The 23320-nt window shown below is 28.4% G+C and carries 23 protein-coding genes; 6 read left to right on the top strand and 17 right to left on the bottom strand.

Features of this window, described 5'->3' with window-relative positions; all coding sequences use genetic code 11:
* Window positions 1-179 precede the first annotated feature (179 nt).
* The 4 genes from lpxD to BX611_RS00750 all read left to right on the top strand — a co-directional run bounded on the left by lpxD (window position 180) and on the right by BX611_RS00750 (window position 4336).
* Window positions 180-1172 carry a UDP-3-O-(3-hydroxymyristoyl)glucosamine N-acyltransferase gene (gene lpxD, locus BX611_RS00765; protein WP_115877590.1) on the top strand — a complete coding sequence of 331 codons (993 nt, stop codon included), beginning with the start codon at window positions 180-182 and terminating at the stop codon, window positions 1170-1172.
* A 139-nt stretch (window positions 1173-1311) separates the two neighbouring features.
* A complete protein-coding gene (locus tag BX611_RS00760; RefSeq protein WP_115877589.1) occupies window positions 1312-3009 on the top strand; it encodes a glycoside hydrolase family 9 protein in 1698 nt (565 codons plus the stop codon).
* Between the two features lie 113 nt (window positions 3010-3122).
* A complete protein-coding gene (locus tag BX611_RS00755) occupies window positions 3123-3602 on the top strand; it encodes a hypothetical protein (RefSeq protein ID WP_115877588.1) in 480 nt (159 codons plus the stop codon).
* Between the two features lie 71 nt (window positions 3603-3673).
* Window positions 3674-4336 (top strand): hypothetical protein, encoded by a 663-nt coding sequence (locus BX611_RS00750; protein ID WP_115877587.1) that lies wholly within the window; start codon window positions 3674-3676, stop codon window positions 4334-4336.
* Between the two features lie 7 nt (window positions 4337-4343).
* Here BX611_RS00750 and BX611_RS00745 read toward each other — a convergent pair whose 3' ends face one another.
* Genes BX611_RS00745 through BX611_RS00730 form a run of 4 tightly spaced genes read right to left on the bottom strand, consistent with a single transcriptional unit; the run spans window position 4344 to window position 8375 of the window.
* The gene (locus BX611_RS00745; RefSeq protein ID WP_240324957.1) at window positions 4344-5174 is read right to left on the bottom strand and encodes a DUF1853 family protein; all 831 of its coding nucleotides are present in this window, start codon (window positions 5172-5174) and stop codon (window positions 4344-4346) included.
* Window positions 5175-5184: 10 nt separating this feature from the next.
* Window positions 5185-6930 carry a M14 family metallopeptidase gene (locus BX611_RS00740; protein WP_115877585.1) on the bottom strand — a complete coding sequence of 582 codons (1746 nt, stop codon included), beginning with the start codon at window positions 6928-6930 and terminating at the stop codon, window positions 5185-5187.
* Between the two features lie 9 nt (window positions 6931-6939).
* Window positions 6940-7395 (bottom strand): pantetheine-phosphate adenylyltransferase, encoded by a 456-nt coding sequence (gene coaD, locus BX611_RS00735; RefSeq protein ID WP_115877584.1) that lies wholly within the window; start codon window positions 7393-7395, stop codon window positions 6940-6942.
* A 2-nt stretch (window positions 7396-7397) separates the two neighbouring features.
* On the bottom strand, window positions 7398-8375 hold the full coding sequence (locus BX611_RS00730; protein WP_115877583.1) for a D-alanine--D-alanine ligase: 978 nt from the start codon (window positions 8373-8375) through the stop codon (window positions 7398-7400).
* Between the two features lie 168 nt (window positions 8376-8543).
* Between BX611_RS00730 and BX611_RS00725 the strand changes: the two genes are divergently transcribed.
* Entirely contained in the window at window positions 8544-9128 is a 585-nt protein-coding gene (locus BX611_RS00725) for a PASTA domain-containing protein (RefSeq protein ID WP_115877582.1), read from the top strand.
* Window positions 9128-10159 carry an RluA family pseudouridine synthase gene (locus BX611_RS00720; RefSeq protein WP_115877581.1) on the top strand — a complete coding sequence of 344 codons (1032 nt, stop codon included), beginning with the start codon at window positions 9128-9130 and terminating at the stop codon, window positions 10157-10159. Before BX611_RS00725 ends, BX611_RS00720 begins: the two co-directional genes overlap by 1 nt.
* Window positions 10160-10273: 114 nt before the next feature.
* Here BX611_RS00720 and BX611_RS00715 read toward each other — a convergent pair whose 3' ends face one another.
* The 13 genes from BX611_RS00715 to BX611_RS00655 all read right to left on the bottom strand — a co-directional run bounded on the left by BX611_RS00715 (window position 10274) and on the right by BX611_RS00655 (window position 23173).
* Entirely contained in the window at window positions 10274-11761 is a 1488-nt protein-coding gene (locus tag BX611_RS00715) for a serine hydrolase (RefSeq protein WP_115877580.1), read from the bottom strand.
* Between the two features lie 99 nt (window positions 11762-11860).
* On the bottom strand, window positions 11861-12400 hold the full coding sequence (locus BX611_RS00710) for a helix-turn-helix domain-containing protein (protein WP_115877579.1): 540 nt from the start codon (window positions 12398-12400) through the stop codon (window positions 11861-11863).
* Window positions 12401-12748: 348 nt separating this feature from the next.
* On the bottom strand, window positions 12749-13261 hold the full coding sequence (locus BX611_RS00705; RefSeq protein ID WP_240324958.1) for a cupin domain-containing protein: 513 nt from the start codon (window positions 13259-13261) through the stop codon (window positions 12749-12751).
* Window positions 13262-13377: 116 nt separating this feature from the next.
* The gene (locus BX611_RS00700) at window positions 13378-14181 is read right to left on the bottom strand and encodes a helix-turn-helix domain-containing protein (protein ID WP_115877577.1); all 804 of its coding nucleotides are present in this window, start codon (window positions 14179-14181) and stop codon (window positions 13378-13380) included.
* 116 nt (window positions 14182-14297) lie between these two features.
* On the bottom strand, window positions 14298-15200 hold the full coding sequence (locus BX611_RS00695) for an SAM-dependent methyltransferase (protein WP_115877576.1): 903 nt from the start codon (window positions 15198-15200) through the stop codon (window positions 14298-14300).
* A 426-nt stretch (window positions 15201-15626) separates the two neighbouring features.
* Window positions 15627-16106 carry a nuclear transport factor 2 family protein gene (locus BX611_RS00690; protein WP_115877575.1) on the bottom strand — a complete coding sequence of 160 codons (480 nt, stop codon included), beginning with the start codon at window positions 16104-16106 and terminating at the stop codon, window positions 15627-15629.
* Window positions 16107-16245: 139 nt separating this feature from the next.
* Window positions 16246-16542 (bottom strand): chaperone modulator CbpM, encoded by a 297-nt coding sequence (locus BX611_RS00685; protein ID WP_115877574.1) that lies wholly within the window; start codon window positions 16540-16542, stop codon window positions 16246-16248.
* Window position 16543: 1 nt separating this feature from the next.
* Window positions 16544-17440, bottom strand: a complete 897-nt coding sequence (locus BX611_RS00680) for a DnaJ C-terminal domain-containing protein (protein WP_115877573.1) — start codon at window positions 17438-17440, stop codon at window positions 16544-16546.
* Between the two features lie 443 nt (window positions 17441-17883).
* Window positions 17884-19689 carry a hypothetical protein gene (locus BX611_RS00675; protein ID WP_115877572.1) on the bottom strand — a complete coding sequence of 602 codons (1806 nt, stop codon included), beginning with the start codon at window positions 19687-19689 and terminating at the stop codon, window positions 17884-17886.
* 173 nt (window positions 19690-19862) lie between these two features.
* Complete coding sequence (locus BX611_RS00670) at window positions 19863-20585, bottom strand: head GIN domain-containing protein (RefSeq protein WP_115877571.1); 723 nt, start codon at window positions 20583-20585, stop codon at window positions 19863-19865.
* 94 nt (window positions 20586-20679) lie between these two features.
* Complete coding sequence (locus tag BX611_RS00665) at window positions 20680-22431, bottom strand: PspC domain-containing protein (RefSeq protein WP_115877570.1); 1752 nt, start codon at window positions 22429-22431, stop codon at window positions 20680-20682.
* Entirely contained in the window at window positions 22428-22769 is a 342-nt protein-coding gene (locus BX611_RS00660; protein ID WP_115877569.1) for a PadR family transcriptional regulator, read from the bottom strand. The genes BX611_RS00665 and BX611_RS00660 overlap by 4 nt, the downstream gene beginning before the upstream one ends.
* A 32-nt stretch (window positions 22770-22801) precedes the next feature.
* Entirely contained in the window at window positions 22802-23173 is a 372-nt protein-coding gene (locus BX611_RS00655) for a DUF4870 domain-containing protein (RefSeq protein WP_115877568.1), read from the bottom strand.
* Between the last annotated feature and the right edge of the window lie 147 nt (window positions 23174-23320).

Raw genomic sequence — 23320 nt, 5'->3', positions numbered from 1 at the left:
TTTGAATAGCTATTTTTTAACAATCTTTATCTATTATTTCGATTAATAAAATGTGTTTTTTACACTTTTACTTTTTTAATTTAAAAATTAAGTAGAAAGTTAAAATAATTAACAATATATTTAGCGATTTTATAATATATGTCCACTAATTTTTTGGATTTTAAAACTAAATAATATTAATGAAATCATTTACAATTCAAGAAATTAATGCGCTTCTTAAAGGAGACTTAATAGGTACAACAAATCAAATAATTAGTGGTTTAGAACAATTAGAAAATGCAAATTTCAATCAAATTAGTTTTATTGGAAACAGTAGGTATGTTCCATTATGGCAAACTTCTAATGCTTGTGCGGTAATTGTTAGTAATAATATTAAAATTGAATCCAAAGAAAATTGCGCTATTATAAAAGTGAAAAATGCCGATTTGGCGATGGCAAAATTATTAGAGATTTATTCTCCAGAACCGCCACAATTTGAGGTTGAAATCCATCCAACCGCAGTAATTGATGAGACAGCAACAATTGGAGCAGGTTGTAAAATTGGAGCAAATTGTTATGTTGGAAAAAATGTTGTTTTAGGAGAGGGAGTTATTTTATATCCAAATGTTACCATTTTTGATGAAACAATAATTGGTAATAATACTACTATTTGGTCAGGAACAGTAATTCGTGAACGTTGTGAAATTGGTAATAATTGTATTTTTCATACAAATGTAAGTATTGGTGCAGATGGATTTGGATATCGGCCAAGTGAAGATGGTAGAGGATTGACAAAAATTCCGCATATAGGAAATGTTATTATTGGTAATTCAGTTGAAATTGGTGCTAACTCTTCAGTTGATCGCGCAAAATTCAGCTCAACAATTATAGGTGATGGATGTAAGATAGATAACTTGGTTCAAATTGCACATAATTGCGTTTTAGGGCGTTCTTGTATTATGGCAGGAAGCAGTGGTTTGGCAGGTTCTGTTACTCTTGGTGATGGTGTAGTTATAGGCGGAGCATCTTCAATAAAAGACCATGTTACTATACATTCTGGAGCTGTTGTTGGTGGTGGTTCGGGTGTTATGGGAGATGTGGCTCCAGGAAAAACTGTAGTTGGTTACCCCGCAACTGATGCCAGAGACATGTTTAGGCAATGGGTTGCTCTTAAAAAATTGGCTAAAAGTTAATTTTCAAATAGTATTAGGTTTTTATTAAATTATATTAGAGCATTTTAATAAATTTTGGTTGCAAATTTGACAAAATAGTATAATTAGTTTTTGTAATGGTTGGTTAAATTTGATTAGAAATAAACTTTAAGCCATTATTATGAAAAAACTTGTTCTTTTTTGTATTTTTTCTCTGTTTGTAATAGTTTCGTGCCAGTCAGAAAAAAAGGAAACTTCTTTAAGTAATTCAATTAGAATCAATCAATTAGGGTTTTACCCAAATTCGATAAAGCAATTTGTTGTAGTGGACAACACTCCAAGTACTTTTAAAATAATTGATACAAAAGGAAAAACTGTATTTAGTGGTGATTTTAAGGATAATGGAGTTTGGGAACAATCAGGAGAAAATGTGTTTTTAGGTGATTTTAGTGCTTTAAATACAATTGGAACTTATTATGTGTTAGTAGATAATAAATTGCAATCCTATCCATTTGAAATTAAAAAAGGTATTTATACTGAAGCATTAAATGCTTCAATTAAAAGCTTTTATTTTCAAAGAGCTTCTATGCCAATTGAAGAGCAATATGGAGGTGTTTTTAAACGTAAGGAAGGACATGCAGATGCAAATTGTTTGTTTCATCCTTCTTCGGGTAAATTATCAGGTACTTTAAGTGCTCCAGGAGGTTGGTATGATGCTGGTGACTACGGTAAATATATTGTTAATGCTGCGTTTTCAACAGGACAAATGCTTAATTTATTGGAACAATTTCCTAACGTTATAAAAGATGGTGATTTAAATATTCCTGAAAGTGGGAACGGAATAAGTGATTTATGGGATGAATTAAAATATGAATTAGATTGGGTTTTAACAATGCAAGATGATGATGGTGGAGTATATCATAAACTAACAGGAAAAAACTTTAGCGGTTTTATTTTGCCTGAAGATTACGATCTTGATAGATATATTATAGGAAAAGGTACAGCTGCAACTTTAAATTTTGCTGCAGTTTTAGCTCAAGCTTCCAGGTTATACAAAAATATTGATAAAGTTTGGTCTTCAAATGCCTTAAACGCAGCAGAAAAAGCTTGGGATTGGGCCGTTTTAAACGATAATGTTCCGTTTGCAAATCCTGAAGATGTTAAAACAGGTGAATATGGCGACAATGATTTTTCTGATGATTTTTACTGGGCCGCAACTGAATTGTTTCTTGCAACAAATAAGGAACCCTATTTAGCTCATTTAATGGGAAATAATCAGGCATATATTCATCAATTAACTAATAGTTGGAAGTTTTTTGTAAGAAATATGGGTTTCCATTCTTTACTTGTAAACAAAGATTTATTAAGCGAAGATTTTGCTACAGCATTAACGCAAAATCATATTAAATTAGCGGATGCTATTTTAGAAAAACTGAATAAAAATCCTTACCGTATTGCCCTTGATTTATTTGAATGGGGATCAAATAGTGACATTCTAAATCAAGCTATTATTTTATGTTATGCACATAGTTTAACAAAAGAGGAAAAATACCTAAATGGAGCAGAACAAATAACTGATTATATTTTTGGGAAAAACGCAACAGGATATAGTTTTTTAACAGGTTTTGGGTCTAAAAAAGTTATGTTTCCACACCATAGACCAAGTGGTGCAGATGATATAGAAAATCCAGTTCCCGGTTTTATAGTTGGAGGACCAAATAAAGATAAACAAGATAGTTTTAACGTTACTTATACATCAAAGTTACCTGCTAAATCTTTTATGGATGTTCAAAAAAGTTTTGCCTCTAATGAAGTTTGTTTAAACTGGAATTCTCCGGTAGTATTTGTATTGGGCTATTTAGAGCAGGTTAGAAAATAATTTTTTTCATCAAATTTAAGGTTAATTATTTTTTTCATTCTTAATAAAATTGATATAAATATTAGAAGATAATAATTTATATTTGTTTGTAAACTCTAATTTAATTTAAAATTATGCTGAAAGAATTAAAAGAAATTAAACCAGGATATGGACTTGGATTTATTAAGTTTGGAATGACTAGAGATGAAGTGAGGTTGTTACTCGGAGAGCCTAGTTTTATTGATAAATATTCACATTCTGATGCTGATAATGATTTGACAGAATCTTGGGAATATGATGAATTGTTTTTATCAATTAGTTTTGATGAAGCTGAAGATTGGAGACTTATGATGATTTCTGTAACATCAGATTTTTATGAGTTGGAAGAAGTTTCTTTAATTGGTTTAAGTGAAAAAAAATTATTAGATCAATTAGATGAAATTGATTTAGGTGATTTTTTCCTAGAAGATTGTTCTGAAAATGATGATGAAGATCATAAAGTAATTGAAATAGATAAAAAATCGATAAATTTTTGGATTACAAATGGAGTTTTAGATGAAATTCAATGGTCTCCAATTTTTATTGATGACGATACCATAAAATGGCCTAAATAAGTTTTTTGGTTTGATTGGTAGTTTTTGTATAATTGGTTTTAAATATAAATAACTATTAAATTTTCAAAACTATGTTTGTTGGTCATTATGCTGCTGCTTTTGCCTTAAAAGGTAAAGAAAAAGGAACTTCTTTAGGAATGCTTTTTATAGCAACTCAATTTGTTGATATTTTATTTTTTCCGTTTGTTTTAGCGGGTATTGAAAATTTAAATTTTGTAAAAGGTTTTACATCTGTAAATAATTTTAATATGGATTATTACCCTTTTACGCATGGTTTATTGGGTTCGGTAATTTGGGCAGCTTTATTTTACCTTTTATACTTGTTTGTGTTTGCAAAAGACAAAACCAATAAAAAAAGAATTGCATTTATAATGGCATTAGCAGTTTTATCGCACTGGTTTACAGATTTAATTGTACATACACCCGATTTACCAATTATAAGCGGAGAGCCTAAATTTGGATTTGGGCTTTGGAACAATAAATTTTTAACTTTTGCTAGTGAGGCTGTTTTATTAATTTTAGGGTTATTTTATTATTTAAAAAGAACAAAAGCAATTTCAAATTTTGGAAAGTATGCTGCGCTTATATTTGTTTTATTTTTACTTGTGGTAAATTATTTAAATTTATACGTATTACCAGCAAATGATGATATAAAAGCCTTGACTTTTTCGGCTTTATTAAGTTACTTTTTAGTTGCTTTAATTGCTCATTTTGTGGATAAAAAAAGAGTCTAAAAATATTTTATTTCCACCAAACAACAAAAAGCTTTTGCATAGTTCCGTTAGGGTATTTTATCCAGCATAACGGAGCTGTTTCTTCTTTTATAATTTCTTCAATTTTAGTATAAAAACGAGTGTAAGAAATCCACTTTACGTGAGTTTGAACTTCTTGTAACCAATTTATTTTTGAAGGGATGTAAAACTTGCAATCAGCTAATTGTTTTAGCTTTTCAAAATGAATATAAAAACCTTTAATGCATTCATTATTAATTTCATTAAAAGAACTATTAATAAGTTCTAATGGAACAAATAACTGTGCTTTAAAGCATACTTGTTGTTCTATATTTTTTGATTTTAGATTTAATTTTTCTAGTAATTTAGAAGTATAAGTATTGTAAAGTAATGGTAATTGTTTTTCCTTTAATTTAGTTAGTTTATCAACTAAACTGTCCTTTCTGTTCGGACCAATCCAATGTTCTAATTCAGTAGTTCCAACAGTTTTATCATATAAGTAAAATTTATAAATTATTTCTAAATGAACAGGTTTTTCATTTGCAGTTAAAATACAATCTATTTCACCAACTGTTGTTTTTCCATTTTGAATTTGAACATTCTCTGCCAAAATTTTAATTCCTTGATGTTGGTTTAATTCGTGAGTTACAAAACGTTCAACACGTTTGCCTAATCGTAAATTTTTAAAAATGGCACCTTCAAATTTTGAAGTAGGAAATTTGTTGATTTTAAATTGTTTTAAACCAAAAATTTTGTCGCCATTCCAAAGAGAAGGGGTGTTAAAATAGCCTTCATATTGCAATTGAATATTTTTAGTGTTTAAATCCATATGAATATTCAAAAGATGAATATTAAAAAACTTTATAAATAGGTAGTTTTAAATGAGCAGTTTCGTAATAAGGAGAATTTTTATAAATATAATCTAATTGTGCTCTTGGGTTTTTTACAAACTCCTTATCAGTTTTCATTTTTTCATCAAAATTTAGTTTTAAAGTAAAGCTATTATTTAAATAATCTTCAGCAATATCTTCAAAAACATATGCGGAATATCCTTCTTTGCGTTGTAAAATAGTATCGAAAAAATTCCAGTTAAAAAATGAATCGGTTGCAGAAGCTTCTAAAGTTTCCATTATATAACGTGCGCCATTTTGATTTATAGGAATATAAACATCTCCCTTTTTAAAAGCTACTGATTTTTCTTTAGCAGAAACAGTTGTATTGTAATGAGTATAATGCCCTTCATAAGGACTGGTTGTTGTTTTATAATCCTTAATATGCTGTTCTGTAACTTTAATAGTTGTGTCATTTTTAAAAATAACAAAGCTTATATTATTTGCCTTTAATCTGTCTAAAACTTTCCACCAACCTTGTTTTAAAACGTATGCTTTTGGTATTTTAATTTCATTGGTAATTTTATACTGGTTGAAATATTTTACAGGTTTTGTATATGGTTTTGTTCTGTCATAAAATAAGCGTTTTCCATTGGTTACTTTACTATCAATATAACTCCCTTCATAGCCTTTAAATTGTAGTGTTGAAAATTTATCTTTATCAACTTCAAAAGAGATAGGATATGTTTTGTTTTCTAAAATTTTAGCAACCGCGTTTTTACGAAGTACTTTTATTTGTGTACCTTTTTCAATAAGAAAGTCTAGCGTACTTTCCATAAAACTATAGGTTTCTTCAACACGTTGTTTGTAAGGTTTTAACATGTGGGTTTCAACCATTAAGCCCAAAGTGTTGAACAAAGTTGTATAACCACTCGAATAACGAGGTGAATCAAAAAATTGACTAAAACCCGCTTCAGGAGTTTTCCCCCAAACGTTTACATAAGGTGTAATAATTATATCCTTTTTGAATAAGGATTTCTCAATACTTGGTCTCATTTCATTTTCTAAAAACTCACCTAATTCATTTCCTAATTTGTTATGTTGTGTAAATAAATGAGTAATTCCATATTGATAATCTGCACCGTTACTTACGTGATTGTCGATAAAAATATCTGGATTTACTGTATGAAATATTTTAGCAAACCCAATTGCATTTTTGGTATCATTTTTTATAAAATCTCTGTTCAAATCAAAATTTCTGGCATTTCCTCTAAAACCATATTCTTTTGGACCATTTTGGTTAGCTCTGGAATGGCTGTTTCTATTTAATGCGCCACCAATATTGTACATTGGAATTATAGCAATTACAACATCTTTAAAACGTTCAATATTATTTTTATCCTGAACAATATTTCTAAGTAACAACATAGAAGCATCAACCCCATCAGATTCTCCAGGATGAATAGCATTGTTTATTAAAATAACATTTTTTGACTTGTTTATTTTATTGAAATCAAACTCTTTATAGCTATTAAAAACAACTAAATTTAATGGATTTCCGCTATCAGTTTCACCAATTTCTAACATAGAAATTTCAGGATATGCGTTATCTAATTCTTTAAAATAAGCTATAGTTTCTAGGTATGTTGTAGTTTCTGTACCTTTTGATTTTTCAAACTTGGTTGTAAAATCGTAATTTGTTTTTTGAGTAGTTTCTTTGCACGAGAATATAACAACAATAAGCAGTAGGAATATTATTTTCTTCATAAAAATTGATTACTTTTTGGAGACACTTTTAGGAACAAATTTGGTAATATCTCCGCCATGTCTGAACACATCTCTAACAATACTGGAACTTATAAATGCAGTATCTGCAGAGGTTAATAAAAATACAGTTTCAATTCCAGAAAGCTTTCTATTAGTTTGTGCAATTGCTTTTTCAAATTCAAAATCCGCAGGATTTCTTAAACCTCTTAAAATAAAATCGACATTTACTTTTTCGCAGAAATCGGTAGTTAATCCAGTATATGTAAGTACTTTTATTTTTGGTTCGTTTTTATAATTTTCTTTAATAAAATTTACACGTTCTTTTAGGGAAAACATATATTTTTTATCTGCATTTATACCAATAGCAATTATTATTTCATCAAATAAAGGCAAGGCTCTATTTATAATATCAACGTGACCTAATGTAATAGGATCAAAGGATCCAGGGAAAATTGCTCTTCGCATAATTAGTTTTTTAAAGCCATTTCTATGGCGTTATGAAAAAGTTCTTGTAAACTTATACCAGCTTCGGCTGCCTGTTGTGGAATAATACTTTCGGTTGTTAAACCTGGAACAGTATTCATTTCTAAAAAATGTGGTTCCCCATTTACCAAAATATATTCAGAACGTGAAAAACCACTCATATTTAAAATTTGATAAACTTGAGTTGCTACTTTTTCTAATTTTTTATGAATTTCAGGTGAAATTCGAGCTGGTGTAATTTCTTCAGATTTACCCAAATATTTTGCTTCATAATCAAAGAAATCATTTTCTGTAACTATTTCAGTCATAGGTAACACTTTAATTTTATTTTCATATTCTATAACACCAACGGTAATTTCTGGTCCGTTTAAAAATGATTCAATTAAAATTTGGGTATCTTCTTTAAAAGCTTTTTCAATAGCTGGTAAAATTTCGGCCTTCGTTTTAGCTTTTGAAATTCCAAAACTGGAACCGGCATTATTCGGTTTTACAAAACAAGGTAAACCTACTTTTTTTACTATTTCATCAACATTAATTTTAGCACCTTTATCCAGGTAAAATGAAGTTGCTGTTTTAATACCATATTGTTTTACAACACTTAAACAATCACGTTTGTTAAAAGTTAAAGCCATTTGATAAAATGGAGCAGACGTATGTTTTAATCCAATTAAATCAAAATAAGCTAAAATAGTTCCATCTTCACCAGGGTGTCCGTGAATAGCATTAAAAGCGCAGTCGAAAATAATTTTTTCCCCATTAATTTCTGCTGAAAAATCATGTTTATTTATAGGATGTTCCTTTTTTGCATCATCAACCAATACCCATTTATTTTTAAGAATATGAATTTGGTAAGAATTGTATAGTTCTTTTGATATATTTTTATAAACAATAGCGCCACTCTTCAAAGAAATTTCAACTTCTGAAGAATAGCCTCCCATAATTATGGCAATATTTTTTTTCATTTTAAGTTTATAGCTTTAACTGTAATTACAAACTTACAGATTTAAAGTTAAAAGTTTGAAGTTGAATGTTGGAAAATTTAAAAGCTATTTGTAATATATTTCAACGATCATGATATTAAACATTTTAACAGATATATTGTACATTTGCAAAAAAATAAAGAAAGAAAAATGAGTTTAATTGAATTTATTAAATCCAAAACTTTTTTAAAGCAATTATTATTTGCCATTGGAGGGATAATAGTTTTTGCTTTTATTGTTATGAAGTGGTTAAATATTTCAACCAATCACGACCAAAAAATTGAAGTTCCAGATTTGCAGAAAATGAGTTTAAATGAAGTTGAAAGCATGTTGGAAGATTTAGATTTAAAATTGTATGTAATTGATTCGGCTAGTTATAATCCGGATTATCCAAAAAAATCGGTTATAGATCAGGATCCTGAACCGGGAGACTTTGTAAAAGAGAATAGAAAAATTTACTTAACTTTAAATCCTTCAGGCTATAGAAATGTTGAAGTACCTAATGTGTTTGGTAAAACCAAAAGACAGGTTACTTCACAATTGCGTGCTATTGGTTTTAGAATAAGTGCTAACCCAATTTATGTTTCAGATATTGCAAAAGATGTTGTAAGAGGGTTACAATTTGATGGAAAGGATTTAAAAACTGGAGACCAAATTCCCAAAAACTCTGTAATTACTTTAAAATTGGGAGATGGAAAAGGAAGTGACAGATATACGCCCGATAAAAACGAATAATGAGTTTAGAAGAAATTAGCGCAGAAAACGAAGAATTTTACGAGCATTTTAATTATGTGGCACACGCAGGTCAGGAACCATTACGTGTGGATAAATTTTTAATGAATTTTATTGAAAATGCAACTAGAAATAAAATTCAACAAGCAGCAAAAGCAGGAAATGTATTGGTAAATGATATTGCTGTAAAATCGAATTACAAAGTAAAACCATATGATGTTGTACGCGTAGTTTTAGCTCATCCGCCACACGAAAATTTATTAGTTGCAGAAGACATTCCTTTAGATATTTTATTTGAAGATGATCAGGTAATTGTAGTAAATAAACCAGCTGGTATGGTTGTGCACCCTGGTCATGGAAACTACAGTGGAACTTTGGTAAATGCATTAATTCATCATATTGAAAATTTACCAACCAATTCCAATGAGCGTCCTGGATTAGTACATAGAATAGATAAAGACACCAGCGGTTTATTAGTAGTTGCCAAAACTGAATATGCAATGGCACATTTATCTAAACAATTTTACGACAGAACTACCGAGCGTTTATACTACGCTTTGGTTTGGGGAAATGTTGAAGAAGATACAGGTACTATTGAAGGAAATATTGGTAGAAGTTTAAAAAACAGGTTGCAAATGAATGTTTTTCCAGAAGGTGATTTTGGAAAACATGCCGTAACACATTATAAAGTAATTGAGCGTTTTAGCTATGTTACTTTAGTGCAATGTAAATTAGAAACAGGTAGAACACACCAAATAAGAGCCCATTTTAAACATATTGGCCACACACTTTTTAATGATGAACGTTATGGAGGTGATGTTGTTTTAAAAGGAACTACTTTTACAAAATACAAGCAATTTGTTGAAAATTGTTTTAAAGTTTTACCAAGACAAGCATTACATGCCAAAACATTAGGGTTTGAACACCCAACTACTAAAGAATTTTTACGCTTTAATTCTGAAATTCCACAAGATATTGTTGAGTGCCTAGATAAGTGGAGAACTTATACTATTAACCAGAAGGAAGCGCATTAAAGAGTAGCCTTATCGGTTTAGGGAAAGGATAGTTACTGTTGTGAAATCGTATTTTTCTAATATTTAAATATTTTTAATAGAATTAAGTAATTTTTCGCCTATTGTTGGACGAAGTTATTGTGTTGTTTCTATTTCAATTATTTTTTTTCCATTTTCTTCCAAATAATGACTTATCAATTTTTCATAAACTTTATATCCATCATCAACATTTGTGAAGATTATCAATCCTTTTTTTATTTTTGGAAAAATAAATACAATGGTTTGAACTCCGTTGTCTGCTCCACCGTGTGATAATGCTATTTCCCCATTACCTATATCATAAATTTCAAAACCTAATCCAAAATGCTTTCCATTTTTAGTTTCGACTTGATTGGTTGTCATATCATCAAAAACTTTCTTTGATAGTCCTTCACTATTCATAACGCTAACCAAAAAATTACCATAATCTTCAATTGTTGTTAATAAATCATCCGCGGCATTTGCAGATTTATTTTTTATGGTTTCGTAAGTAACTCCTTTATTATTATATCCAATTGCAAACCTGCTTTCGTCTGTTTTTTTGCTCCAAAAAAACTCGGTATCATTCATTTGCAATGGTTCAAAAATTAATTCAGTTGCTAATTGGTCAATTGTTTTATGAAATTTACTTTCTAAAGCTTTTCTTAAATATTCAAATCCTTCACCAGAATATTGATATTTTGTTCCAGGTTCAAATTCAAAATGCAGTTTCCCGTCTTTATTGTTTCCTCGCCAATTTGTAAAACCTGTTTGATGACTTAAAATATGTCTTGTGGTAAGTCTTTTACTTCTTGGGTCACTTGCAACATCTTGGTCAGTCCAATAGTTGGAAATAGGCTCATCTAAATTCCATTTTCCTAAACTAGCCAATTTTAAAGTGACAATTGCGGTTATTGGTTTTGTTAAAGATGCAACATTGAAAATTGTATTATAAGGAGCGGTTTTTCCATTTGTAAAGTCGCCATATACTTTTACTTGTTGAAGTTTACCTTCATTAATGACCCCAAGGCCCAAAGTTGGGATATTGTTTGATTTTAACCATTTTTCAATTTCTTTGTCGTTATCAAAAATCGATGATTTTGTTACATCAAGTAAATTAATTTGATGGTCGTAACTTAAAGATTTTGTAAGTTTCCAAACTCCGTTTTCTAAAAGCCATAAATGAGTGAATTTAGCAGAACTTCCAAATACTTCTTTTTGATGTTCTATTGTTTCAAAAAATTGATGAACCCCAATTTGGATTACTCCATAAAGTTTTTCTCTTTTGTAAAGTGGGTAAATTTCAGTACTTTCTAGTAATAGCTCTCTTCTTGATTGGAATGTTGTTGGCGAGATGCACAAACCATTTTGAAGATTGTGAAGAAATTGTTCTTTATTAGAAATACTGTCTTTGTCGTGAAAGAATTCAAATTTTTCGCTTAATAAATTTTCGAATTGACTAATATCACAAGTGTTGAAACCTACATTAAATAGCAAACTATCTTTTGAAATAATTGTTTTGTATAAATCAGATTTTCTATCAATTTGAGCGATAAGAAGCGTAGTGATAAATAATAAAGGGACGAATAATAAGTACTTTTTCATTGTGTGATAAATTTAATTTTTATGGATGCAATATTAAATTTTCTACAAGAAAAAAGCCTCAAATGAACCTGACATTAACGTGACAATGAGCCGACAAGTTTATAAGAAGCTGAATTTAAGATCTATATAAAGTTTTTGATTTTTATTAATTTCGATGGCATTTCGTATAATAATATACAAATTAACAACGAATAATAGCACCATTGTTAACGGAAGTACTTGACTGCTTAAAGAAAGCCATTTTCCAACAAAAGCACTTGTTAAAACAATAATGGGAAAAGCTAATGTCCATAAAATTTGGATAGAAACGATTTGCTTAGTTATAGCGTTAACTTCTTGTTTCCAATACATAATTATAATTGGAGCAATGATACTTCCTAGTGGTAAATAAATAAGGAATAAGGACGAAAGGTTAATAAATTTAATTAATTGGTTGTTGTTTTTTGGGTGTTCAATAGTATTTTTAAGTAATTCATCTTTACTAATATCTAATGCTTTTGACAATGCTTCTAATGTGTACCCTTTTGGTTCTTTGCCGGCTTCAATTCTTTGAATTGTTCTTATAGAAACACTTGCCTTGACCGACAACTGTTCTTGAGTCAAGTTTAGTTTTTGCCTGTATTCTAAAAGTGGTGACATTTCTTAAGTTTAGGTTTAAATTATTATGTGCGTTTAAAGTACTGCCAATTGTTAGAAATAATCAGTTTTAATTTAAGATATCTTTTTATAAGCGAATTTCAACTTTTTTAAACTAAGAAGCAAATTAAAAAAAAGGATTTAAAAATTCCACAAGATTTTGTTGATTGCTTTAAGAAAAGGAGAACTTATATAGTTAACCAAAAGAGAAGGTGTTTTATTATATATAGCTTTTCCAAAGAGTTTGTTGGTTATAACAGTCTTTTCAGATAATCTAAATATAAAAAAAAGCATAAGTTGAATTACTTACACTTTAAACGTTATTTTTTATAAACTTATTTGAATTAGCACTTAAACAAAACGAATCCCGTGATTTTTACAAATTTCAGATACTTTTTCAAAATCAGGAGGGCCGGCTGGAAGCTCTGCTAATTCCATGAACATATACTCAATTCCAGCTGGGAAAGCAGTTGTTATCATTTTCGCCTTTACTGTACCAACAACTTTCCATGAATGAGGTATATCTTTCGGAGCAAAAGCGACATCTCCCTCTTTTAAAATTGTGGTTTTACCACCTACCATAATTTCTATTTGACCTATAATTACTCGAAATATTTCATCTTCCCGAGTATGTATGTGTGGTGGAATACCTACTCCAGGCTCTACATTATCAACCCATTCAACTATTTGATTTCCAGTGTCATTACCAACGAGTTTATGAGTTTGGATATCACCAATAACATTTAAAACATTACCTTCTTCATCCTTTATAATTTTGGGTTCAGATTTAGTTGTATAATTGTTATTTGATAAGGAGGTTTGGCTTTTAATTATTCCTGGAATTAAGGCGATACCTAACCCCAATCCTGAAGTTTTTATAATTTTTTTCTATCCATAATTTAAATTTTGTTGCAATTTAGTAGATAAGAAATACTATGGCAATGTGAAAAATACGGTAAAACCTTAGAATTTAAGAACAGTTAGCTTTTTCTAAGAGATGATGGCGAAATACCTGTATGAGTTTTAAAAAAGTAGCTAAAATAATCAGGAGAGGAAAAGCCCAATTCAAAACTAATTTCTTTAATGGTTTTATTGGAAAATTTTAAAGCATACCTCGATCGCATAAGTAACTGCTCAGTAACTATATTTTTTGAACTAACTGATAAAACTTCTTTTACACATTCATTCAGGTATTTGGGCGAAATATTAAGAAGTTTCGCATAGTGAGCTATTTCATGGTGTTCAAAAATGTTTTTGTCAACCAACTTTTTGAATTTATAAACTATGTTTGTTTTAGAATTAGTATTTGAAACTACAGATTTAATATTGCATTGACCATCGCAGTATACAAAAAAAGTGTTTAAAAGAGAAAGTATGGCATCATCTTTATGGTTAAGGTTCGACCCTAAAAGTTCATCAATCATTTCAAGTATTGCCTGAGTTCTTTTTTCTATTCCCGGGCTTAATTTAAATAAAGGTATTTCACCCGAGTTAAAAAGCCTAACCTTATTTATGTGCAGATTGCTTAAAAGGGGATTATTTAAAACTTCCTTTTCCAAATGCAAAATGTAGCCTGAAGAGGTTGAATTACCTTTTTTAAATATTTTCCATTGAAATTTTGGATCGAGAAAAAAAATAGAGTTCGAAACATTTTTATATAAAACTTCGTCAATTTCAATACCATCAACTTCACTTTTAATCCAGCAAACAGCAAAATTATTACTGTTTGGTTTTATTGTTGTTTCTTTTATTATTTGCGATATGTTAATAGAATCTGGTTTCATTTAATATTAATAACAACATTTAAATTAAATAAGTTTTAATTAACGTTGTTACTAGGTGAGCTAATTTCAACTTTTTAAAGTTAAGAAGCAAAATATTTTTTTTTATATTTTAATTGTTAAGCTAATTGATTTGGAGTATGGTAAGTTATTTTATATTCAAGCTTTGGTTCAGAAGAAATTATATATTGTGTATCAATTGATATTGAACTTTTTAGGTCGTTAGGAATGTCTTTTATAAATAAAGGTGTAGTTAAACCACTTTCATTAATCTCAATTTTTTCATTTTTATATACTTGTATTTCAGTAATAATTACAATTTGATTAAAACCTTTTAATTTTTCATTTCTAATTATAGTCTGTTTTTTTGTAAATGAAACTTCAGTAGCAGTAGCTTTGTTTAAATTATTTGAAGGAAACATAGATTCTTTGCTAACTTCAAATACTTTCATCTCTTTTTTATAATCTTTTGATTGAATTTCTTCTAATGGAATTTCTGCTTTTTTAAGCCCAATAAATAGATTTATTTTCTCAGGTATAAATATAGTCTCGTTTTTTACTTGACGCATCAAATTTAAAAAAATAGGAACTTGTTGTTCTTTAGCCAAAGCATTTTGCATTGTTTCACTTATAATAATATCAGGTTCATTTTTAGAATCCACTTGATATTTAGTTGCATCGCTATTTATTAGTGATATATTATATTCTTCTAATCCTAATTTTAAAATGACGTTTTTTAATAGTTTAAAACTAAATGGGTTTATTTCTAAAAATGTATATTTTATATCTTGTTTAGAATATCTAAAAATAAAAGGAAGAATTAGGGTAGCAAAGGGACCTGTACCTGCGTATAAAATATGAATTGGTTTTTTGTTATTAGTTTTTTCTTTAATAGCTTCATTTATACCCCTAATAAATTGCCGTGTTCTTAATAAGCCATCCAAACAAAGAGCTGCCCAATATGTACCAAGAGCTTTACCATTTTCAAATTCAATATCATTTCGCCCTTTTTCAGTATCCATATTTTGACCACAAAGCTCCTCTAAAATAGATTTATATTCTTTGGATGCATTTGATAACTTTTGTTAGTCAATATTGTCTTCAAAATATTCTGATGTAACTCTAATTATTTCTTTTCGTATGTTCATTATTAATTTATAATTGATAATTCTTTCAATTTTACACAATCATCAAATAAAACAAGTTTCAATTAACGTTAAAGCTTTGTAAGTTAATTTCACTTTTTAATTGATTAAGCAAATTGAATATTTTCTAAATTTTAATTCTGAAATTCATATTGCCAATTTACTGAAATTTTTAGTTTAATTATGTTATAGATACTAAGTTGTTTGTTTCCAAAGTAATTCTGAATCATTAAGAAAAAAATGATTATATCATTTTTTGGTTTAGCAATTTATCAATTAAAAAAGCTTGTATTATGGAGGTGTTTACTTTGTAAATGATTGATGATAGTGTATAACTTTCCAGCTATTATCTATTTTTTCATAAATAAATGACCAATAAAAATTTATATTTAACTGTCTTCCATCATCTAGTTTTACATAAGATATTCCTGTAGCTGTAAGTAAAACAATAGTGTCAGACAATACAGAAATTTGTTTTTTATTAATTGTAATAATTTGGTTTGTAACACCTTTTGCTCTGTTTTTAATATTCTCAATCAATGAAGCATATTCTAAATAAAATTTTTCATTTGAAATAAACCCAGCATTGTATTTATCGTTAACTCCCTTACTCAACTCATCGTAATCAAGGTTTTCAGCAAGGATTATCATTTTTTGAAAAATAGCGTCTACTTTATTTTTTATTAATTCTGTATGTTGGTTTGAAAAGGTTTGACTTTCTGTTTTAGAAATAAATCCACATGATAGTAATAAATAGATTGATATTATGATTGATCTTTTCATAGTTGTTTAATTTTAAACTTTATAATCAAAATATATTTTTTGAAGTTTTAACCTTTTTTAAATACTATAATTTTATTAAATAAAGCCAAATATGCCACATAACGGTTGAATTTAAATTGAATTTATTGGCTATGGCATATTAGTCATTTTCATAAAGTCTTAACCTGTTTTTTAAGGTATTTAATTCATTACGTAATGCTCTTTCTTTCTCCAAAAGGTTAAATACTATATCAATTCCTTCAATATTAACATTTAACTCATGGTGAAGCCTGATCATTTTTTCAAGGTCACTTATTTGATCTTGATGAATAAATTGATTTTGGTTAATAATTTCAATTTCAATAAGCCCAATTTTGTTTAAAGAGTCAACAAATGAAATATCAATGTTATACTGAGAACAAAGAGTTTTTATTAATATAAATTGCTGTGTCTTCATCCTATCTTAATTTTTGTAATTCTTTAAATAATGCTATTTCTTTGGCGTTTAAATTGGTTGGTAATTTTATATTAAATGTAATTATTAAATCACCAAATTTACCTTCTTGTTTGTAAACTGGAAACCCTTTTCCTTTTAGTTTTACTTTTGTTTGGTTTTGTGTTTCGGGTTTTATTTTAAGTTTTACCTTACCTTTAAAAGTATCTATATTTATTTCTCCGCCTAAAATGGATGTATATAAATCTAAATCAACATTTGCGTATAAATTATTTCCTGCTCTTTTAAATTGTGTATGATTACTTATTTTGAATTTAATAAATAAATCTCCATTAGGACCTCCGTTTATTCCTTTTCCACCTTTTCCTTTAATTTTTATAACTTGGCCGTTTTCAACTCCTGCCGGAATTGTAAGTCTTATTTTATTGTTATTTACGGTTAAAATTTGTTGGTGAGATTCGTACACATCTTTTAAATTTAAATGCAATTCAGCGTTAAAATCTTGCCCTTTAAATTTGGTGCTACTACTTTGTCTGGAAGAATATCTTGCGCCTCCAAACATGGATTCGAAAAAATCTGAAAAATCTTGTTCGGAATGCCCTTCACTTTTAAACCCTTGTCTGCTGTATTTATTTTGAGATGCTTGTTGTTGTTTTGCTTTTTCAAATTCTTCTGCATGTTTCCAATCCTTCCCATATTGGTCGTATTTTTTACGATTTTCAGGATTGCTTAACACTTCATTTGCTTCATTAATTTCTTTGAATTTTTTTTCAGCCTCCTTGTTATCTGGGTTTAAATCTGGATGGTACTTACGTGCCAGTTTTCTGTAAGCGCTTTTAATTTCCTTTTCGGTTGCGGTTTTACTAACGCCTAATATTTTATAATAATCTAGAAACGTCATTAATTTATTTTTTTGTTCAATTATTTAAATAATCTGGGTATGTTATTTAACAAAAATCAGATATAATTAAATAATCAAATTGTCTATGTAATTTCGCAATTTTTAAGTTAAGAAGCAAACTAAATAATTTCAAAACTTTAATTATAATGTTTATTGTTTTGCCTACGGATAATTTTTCTAAATCGTATTATAAATAACTTTCTATAAAAATTATTTATTTCCAAATCAATATTTAAGAGCGTATTCTTTATTGAAGTATTGGATGCAATTATATAGTTAATTGAGTATATCAACTAATGAAATTACTGTCATTTTTCTTTTTATAAAGTTGCTAATAATTCAGTAATTTGATGTTTTTGGTTGGTTTAAAATTCGTTTATATTAAAAATCCGCTCAGTAACTAGTTACTGAGCGGAGTAGAGGTAAGTATAGGTTTATATAAATTAAACCTTTTCTAATATTGGTATTTTAATTTCAAACAGTTCGTTTTTTAAATGTTGAAGTTCCATTAATAAATTTTCGTTACTAACTTCAAAATTGTTTATCGTATCTGAAAATAATTTTTGATAATATGAAATACCATCATTTAAGTTAGTTTGAAATGTTGTTAAATACTTTTCCTGTTTTTTTGTAAAGGAGTCTTTAAACTCATCTACTTTATTTGAAAAATAATCAACATACATACTTAATTCTTTAATAAACATATGTGGTCTGTCAGCTGTTTCTATTACGTTATTTTTACCATAAATATGACCAACCATTTCTTTTAAAGATACTTCTTTAGTATAGTATGCCATATTTGGACCTGGGCAAATAGCAACACCTTGATCTTCACCTTTTCGTTCAATACCATATTCAATTAACGATGAATTTGCTAAGCCTTCACACAAACAAGTTTTGTCAGTTATAAGCTTATATTTATTGTTAAAAGTTTGCTCATCTAAATTTTCAGCTTTTAATTCTTCAATTTTTTGAGTTTGAAATTTTTTTGAAGCTGTACAAATAGGTTTTCCTGCTTCATCTAGACTTAGCGCTAAGAATTTTTTAGGACAAGGACTTCCAGGTTTGTTATTTTCTATTTTGGCATTTTTAATTAAATCATTTGAACTACCTCTTAAACTATTAAAAGGAACTCCTAAAGGAGATACATTACTTAAAAATAAATCTTCCTCTTTTGCCTTTTTTAGAGTTTCAATTGTTGCAGGTTCAACAGTTGTAGCTTCTGGAACTAATAAAAAAGGAGTTCCCCAACCTACTGAATCTACATTGTAATTATCCATTAAAAACTCATGTTCTTTTGAATTTCCAACACCACCCTGAACGGTAATATTTAAGCTTAAATCATTTGGAATAAATTTTCCTGAATTTTCTAAAGCACTAGTTAAAATTTCGAAAACCTCCTTTTTTAAAGTGTTTTTGTGAACTTTAAACTCTTCTAAAATGGGACCAATTAAATAGCCATCGGATGCAAATGCATGACCACCACAGTTTAAACCAGATTCTATTCTATATTCTGAAACCCACAATCCTTTTTTGGCTAAAAATTTACCTTGAATTATGGCCGATCTGTAATCGCTAACTTTTAATATTATTTTTTTTCTTAAATAGCCATCTTCATTTGGATAGAAATCTGAGAAATTTTCAAAATAGCTATATAATCTTGGGTTCATTCCTGCAGATAATATAATTGAAGATTCTAAATTACTATTTGCAAAACCTCTTAATGCAGCATGTGCATCATTAAATTCAGTTGGTAATTTTTCTTTTCCTTTAAAATTAGCTTTATCAAGCTTTGTCATAATATTTACATCAATGCTTCCAGATTTAAGGTTGCTTTGAATCCAATTATCAACTTCTTCTTTTAGAGGATTGTGCTTAATGGTATTTACAAAATTTTGTTTTAATTCAGAAAAATCAGGAAGCATTTCCATGTATTTTTCAAATTCACTGCTTTTTTCTTCAAAGCTTTTTTTTAAGTCTTCAAATTTTTGTTTAACTATTGTATCTACTGTGTTTAAATAGGAAGTTATTCTTTTAGCTCTGTAATCTTCAACTTTTGTTGAAATAGCCTTAAATGGTAGTTCGAATTTTGATGAATAATATTCATTCATTTTTTCTACAATAACATCATCTACAATTGAAACAACAGAAGAAATACCATACTTTGCAACTTTAATGGGGCTATCTAATGTAAAAGACAAACCCATAACAGGGATGTGAAAAGTATGTGAATTATTTTTGTTGGGCATATTTTAACTTTTATAATTATAATTTTACTTAGTTAGTGTGCAAAAATAGGTAACATATTGCTAATAATAATGATAGTTGTCATTATTTAACTAAAATTGTGATAATTTAGAAAATAAAAAACCAGTTCAAAATTAATTGAACTGGCTTAACAATTTAAATATATAAATTGGAATTAGCTTCCTGATACACTACCTCCAGAAGAGGTGTTTTTGTTTACGTCGATTGGATTTCCTTCATAATCTATATCTCCACCGCTGCTCGCTTTTGCAGTTAATTTTCCTGTTACATTTACATTTATATTTGCGCCACTACTTGCTTTTGCATATGCATCAACAGTTTTAAGTTCATCAGCATCAATAGAGCTTCCACTACTTGCACTTCCTGAAAATGTTTTTGATTTTCCATACACTTTTATTTGTGCACCACTTGAAGCTCCAGTTGTAACATCATCAGCATTTACATATATTTTAATAGAACTGCCACTACTAGCATCTAAATCTAGCGAATTTGTTGCAATAGTGTTTTCAGATTTTACAGAGGCTCCACTAGATGCTTTAATTTTTTTAATATTATCAGTACTTAAAAATACATTTCGTGCTTTTGCTCTGTATACATTTTTTTCAAAATATATTTTAAGCTCGTTATTATTAACTTCTGTAATTAATAAATCGATAATGTTTTCGTCTGCTTCAACTTTAATTTCTGTTGAATTATCTTGAGTTATGTATAAATTTATTCCTTGTTGTACTTTTATATCTTCAAAGTCTGAACTAATAGTTCTGTCTTCAGATACTACATTTCTATTTCCTTTTATTCCTGTAATTCCATCTACAAAACATGATGTTGTTGAAATTAAAAGTAGGAATAAAGCTGTAATTTTAGTTAATGTTTTCATTGTTTAGTTTTTTAGTTTATCCAAATTTATATTCATTTTATAAGTTGAAATAATATTGTTGGATGAATTGTTGATTATTTTAGCTGAATTGTAATTAATCTATTTTCATACCATTTTCGTCAATTTTAATTTCAGCATTATTGTCTCCATCGTTTACTTTAAGTTCAACTCCATTACTATCTATGTTTAATTTAAAATGCCCATTTTCTTTTTTATAACGCTCACCATAAATAGTAGGATCACAATCCAAGCATTCAAGTCCGTTTTCGGTCATTTTATAATAATGTTTTGGCATATCTCTTTCGTGTATGTTTTGAATATTATCAACATCATCTAAAAATGTACGTGTAGAACCGTCTAAATAAACAATGGTATTTATGGGTAAATAAATTGTAATATCTATTAATTGATCTTTAACCATATTTTTAATATCAGTTAAAAAATAGCCGTTTAATTGTAAATCTTTATTTTTTAAATTAAATTGATAATCTATAGTTTCTGCATTATTATTTGCATTTAGCCTGTTTTTTCCCTTAGATTCTTTTCTGATTTTTATAGACGCATTTGCGTTATCAGTGGATTTAACATCGACATTAATTCTTGAGGAATATAATTTTTGAATGTCACCATCATATACAGTTTCATAATTGTAACGTCTTCTAAGTTCGCTTCGGCTAGATAAATTTTCATTTCCAATCATTTTAACTTTTAAGGTGTCTGCAGCAACAAAAGGCAGTTCTTCTGTTTGATTATAAACACCGTCAAAAGCGTTTTGAGTTGCAAAATTAATACTAGCAAAACCTAAACCTAAAAGAGAAATTATCCAAACTCCTAATAGAGATAATTTTGTTGTTGTGCTAAAGGATTTTACATTGCTGGATAGAATTTTTAATCCTAACATAAATAATACTACAAATGGAATTCCAATGGCTATAAATGTAAATAGTATTAACAGCCAAGTTGGTAAAATTGAATCAAAGAAGAACGGTGGGTGATGAATAAATCCGTGATTAAAGCCTAAAATTCCAAAGCTACCTAATGAAAAAGCACCAATAATAAGTCCTATTAATGTAGCTGCTGCAATAAATATTAATAATGCACCAATAAGTTTTCCAAAAACTTTAAATAGCGTAATTAAAATGGTACCTAAAGTATCTAATATTTCCTGTAAGCCAGATTTGGTTTTACTACTAACATTTTTTTTAAACTCAGAATTTTTTACTTTTTCAGTAACATCATTTACCCCATCTTTTACACGAGATGATACTTCTTGAAATTCTTCTCTAATTTTTTTTTCAATATTGCTAATATTAACCGGTTCCCCTTTCATCTGTAATTTTTCAGCAGTTGTTTCAGCTTGAGGGATTAAAATCCAAAGTAAAATATAAATAGGTATTCCTGTACCAAAACCGGCAAAAACTAAAACTACCCATAGTATTCTAACCCATAAAGCATCTATTCCAAAATAGTGTCCTAAACCAGAGGATACACCACCTAAAAATTTGTCATCTGCATCTCTAAAAAGTTTTTTTGAAGCGCTTCTAGATTTATATTTTGGTTCATCTTCAAATATTTCTTCATCAACTAAATAATCTTCGGGTTTCCCCATTACTTTAGTAATTTCATCAATGTCGTTTTCGTTTACAACCTGACGTGCATCTTTAATTCTTTCAGAAAGTAATTCACCAATTCTATGTTCAATATCATTTAAAATTTCATCTCTTCCTTGTGGATCATCACTTAAAGATCTTCTAATGGCATCTAAATAAAGTTTCAATTTTTGATAAGCTAATTCATCAATATGAAAGAAGACACCTCCTAAATTTATATTTATTGTTTTGTTCATTTTTCTGTTGGTTTATTGGTAGTTACTAAGTTTACGGCTTCTACAAGTTCGCTCCAAGTTGTATTTAATTCTTTTAAAAATAATTTTCCTGTTTCTGTTAAGGCATAATATTTTCTTGGTGGTCCAGATGTTGATTCTTCCCAGCGGTAACTGAGTAAACCAGCATTTTTTAATCTAGTTAATAAAGGATACACAGTACCTTCAACAACTAATAGTTTCGCGTCTTTTAGCTGCGATAAAATTTCAGAAGTATATGCATCTCCATGTTGTAAAATGGAGAGTATGCAAAATTCTAAAACTCCTTTTCGCATTTGTGCTTTTGTGTTTTCTATCTTCATTTGTTAAGATTTATTATATTAAAAGCTTATTGCTATTTTATAAATTCTATTGTAAAAGGATAATGGTATTGCTCACCATTATTTGCTTTTATACTTGCTGAAATAATTAAAATAAATTTTAAAATAATTGCAGGTATTATTCCTATAACAATTGCAACTAATCCTAGGCCTAAAGTAAAAATGGCAATTGGTATTAATAATAATGCTAACAAAAAACCATAAACAATTAAACTAAGTTGAAAGTTTACTGCCGATTTTCCATGAGAATCAATATAAGCGCTTTCATTTTTTTTAGCTGTCCATAAAACAAGCGGAGCAATAATATTTCCAAATGGAAAAAACCATCCTGCAAAACCACTTAAATGTGTTATTGAACTGTAATTTTTATCATTTTGAGTTATCATAATTGTGATTTTTATTAGTTTCTTATGCAAATATATGGATAAAAGATAGTAATATGCAAAACATAGTACTGTATTTTAACATTATTTTAACAAAAAAAGAACTTTTTGTGCTCATTATTTTTAGTTAACTTGGCATAAATTTTAAAA

The organism is Lutibacter oceani (genome assembly GCF_003384935.1).
GTDB classification, from domain to species: domain Bacteria; phylum Bacteroidota; class Bacteroidia; order Flavobacteriales; family Flavobacteriaceae; genus Lutibacter; species Lutibacter oceani.
Note: the sequence above shows the minus strand (reverse complement) of the source record. Positions and strands in the feature narration are given on the sequence as shown.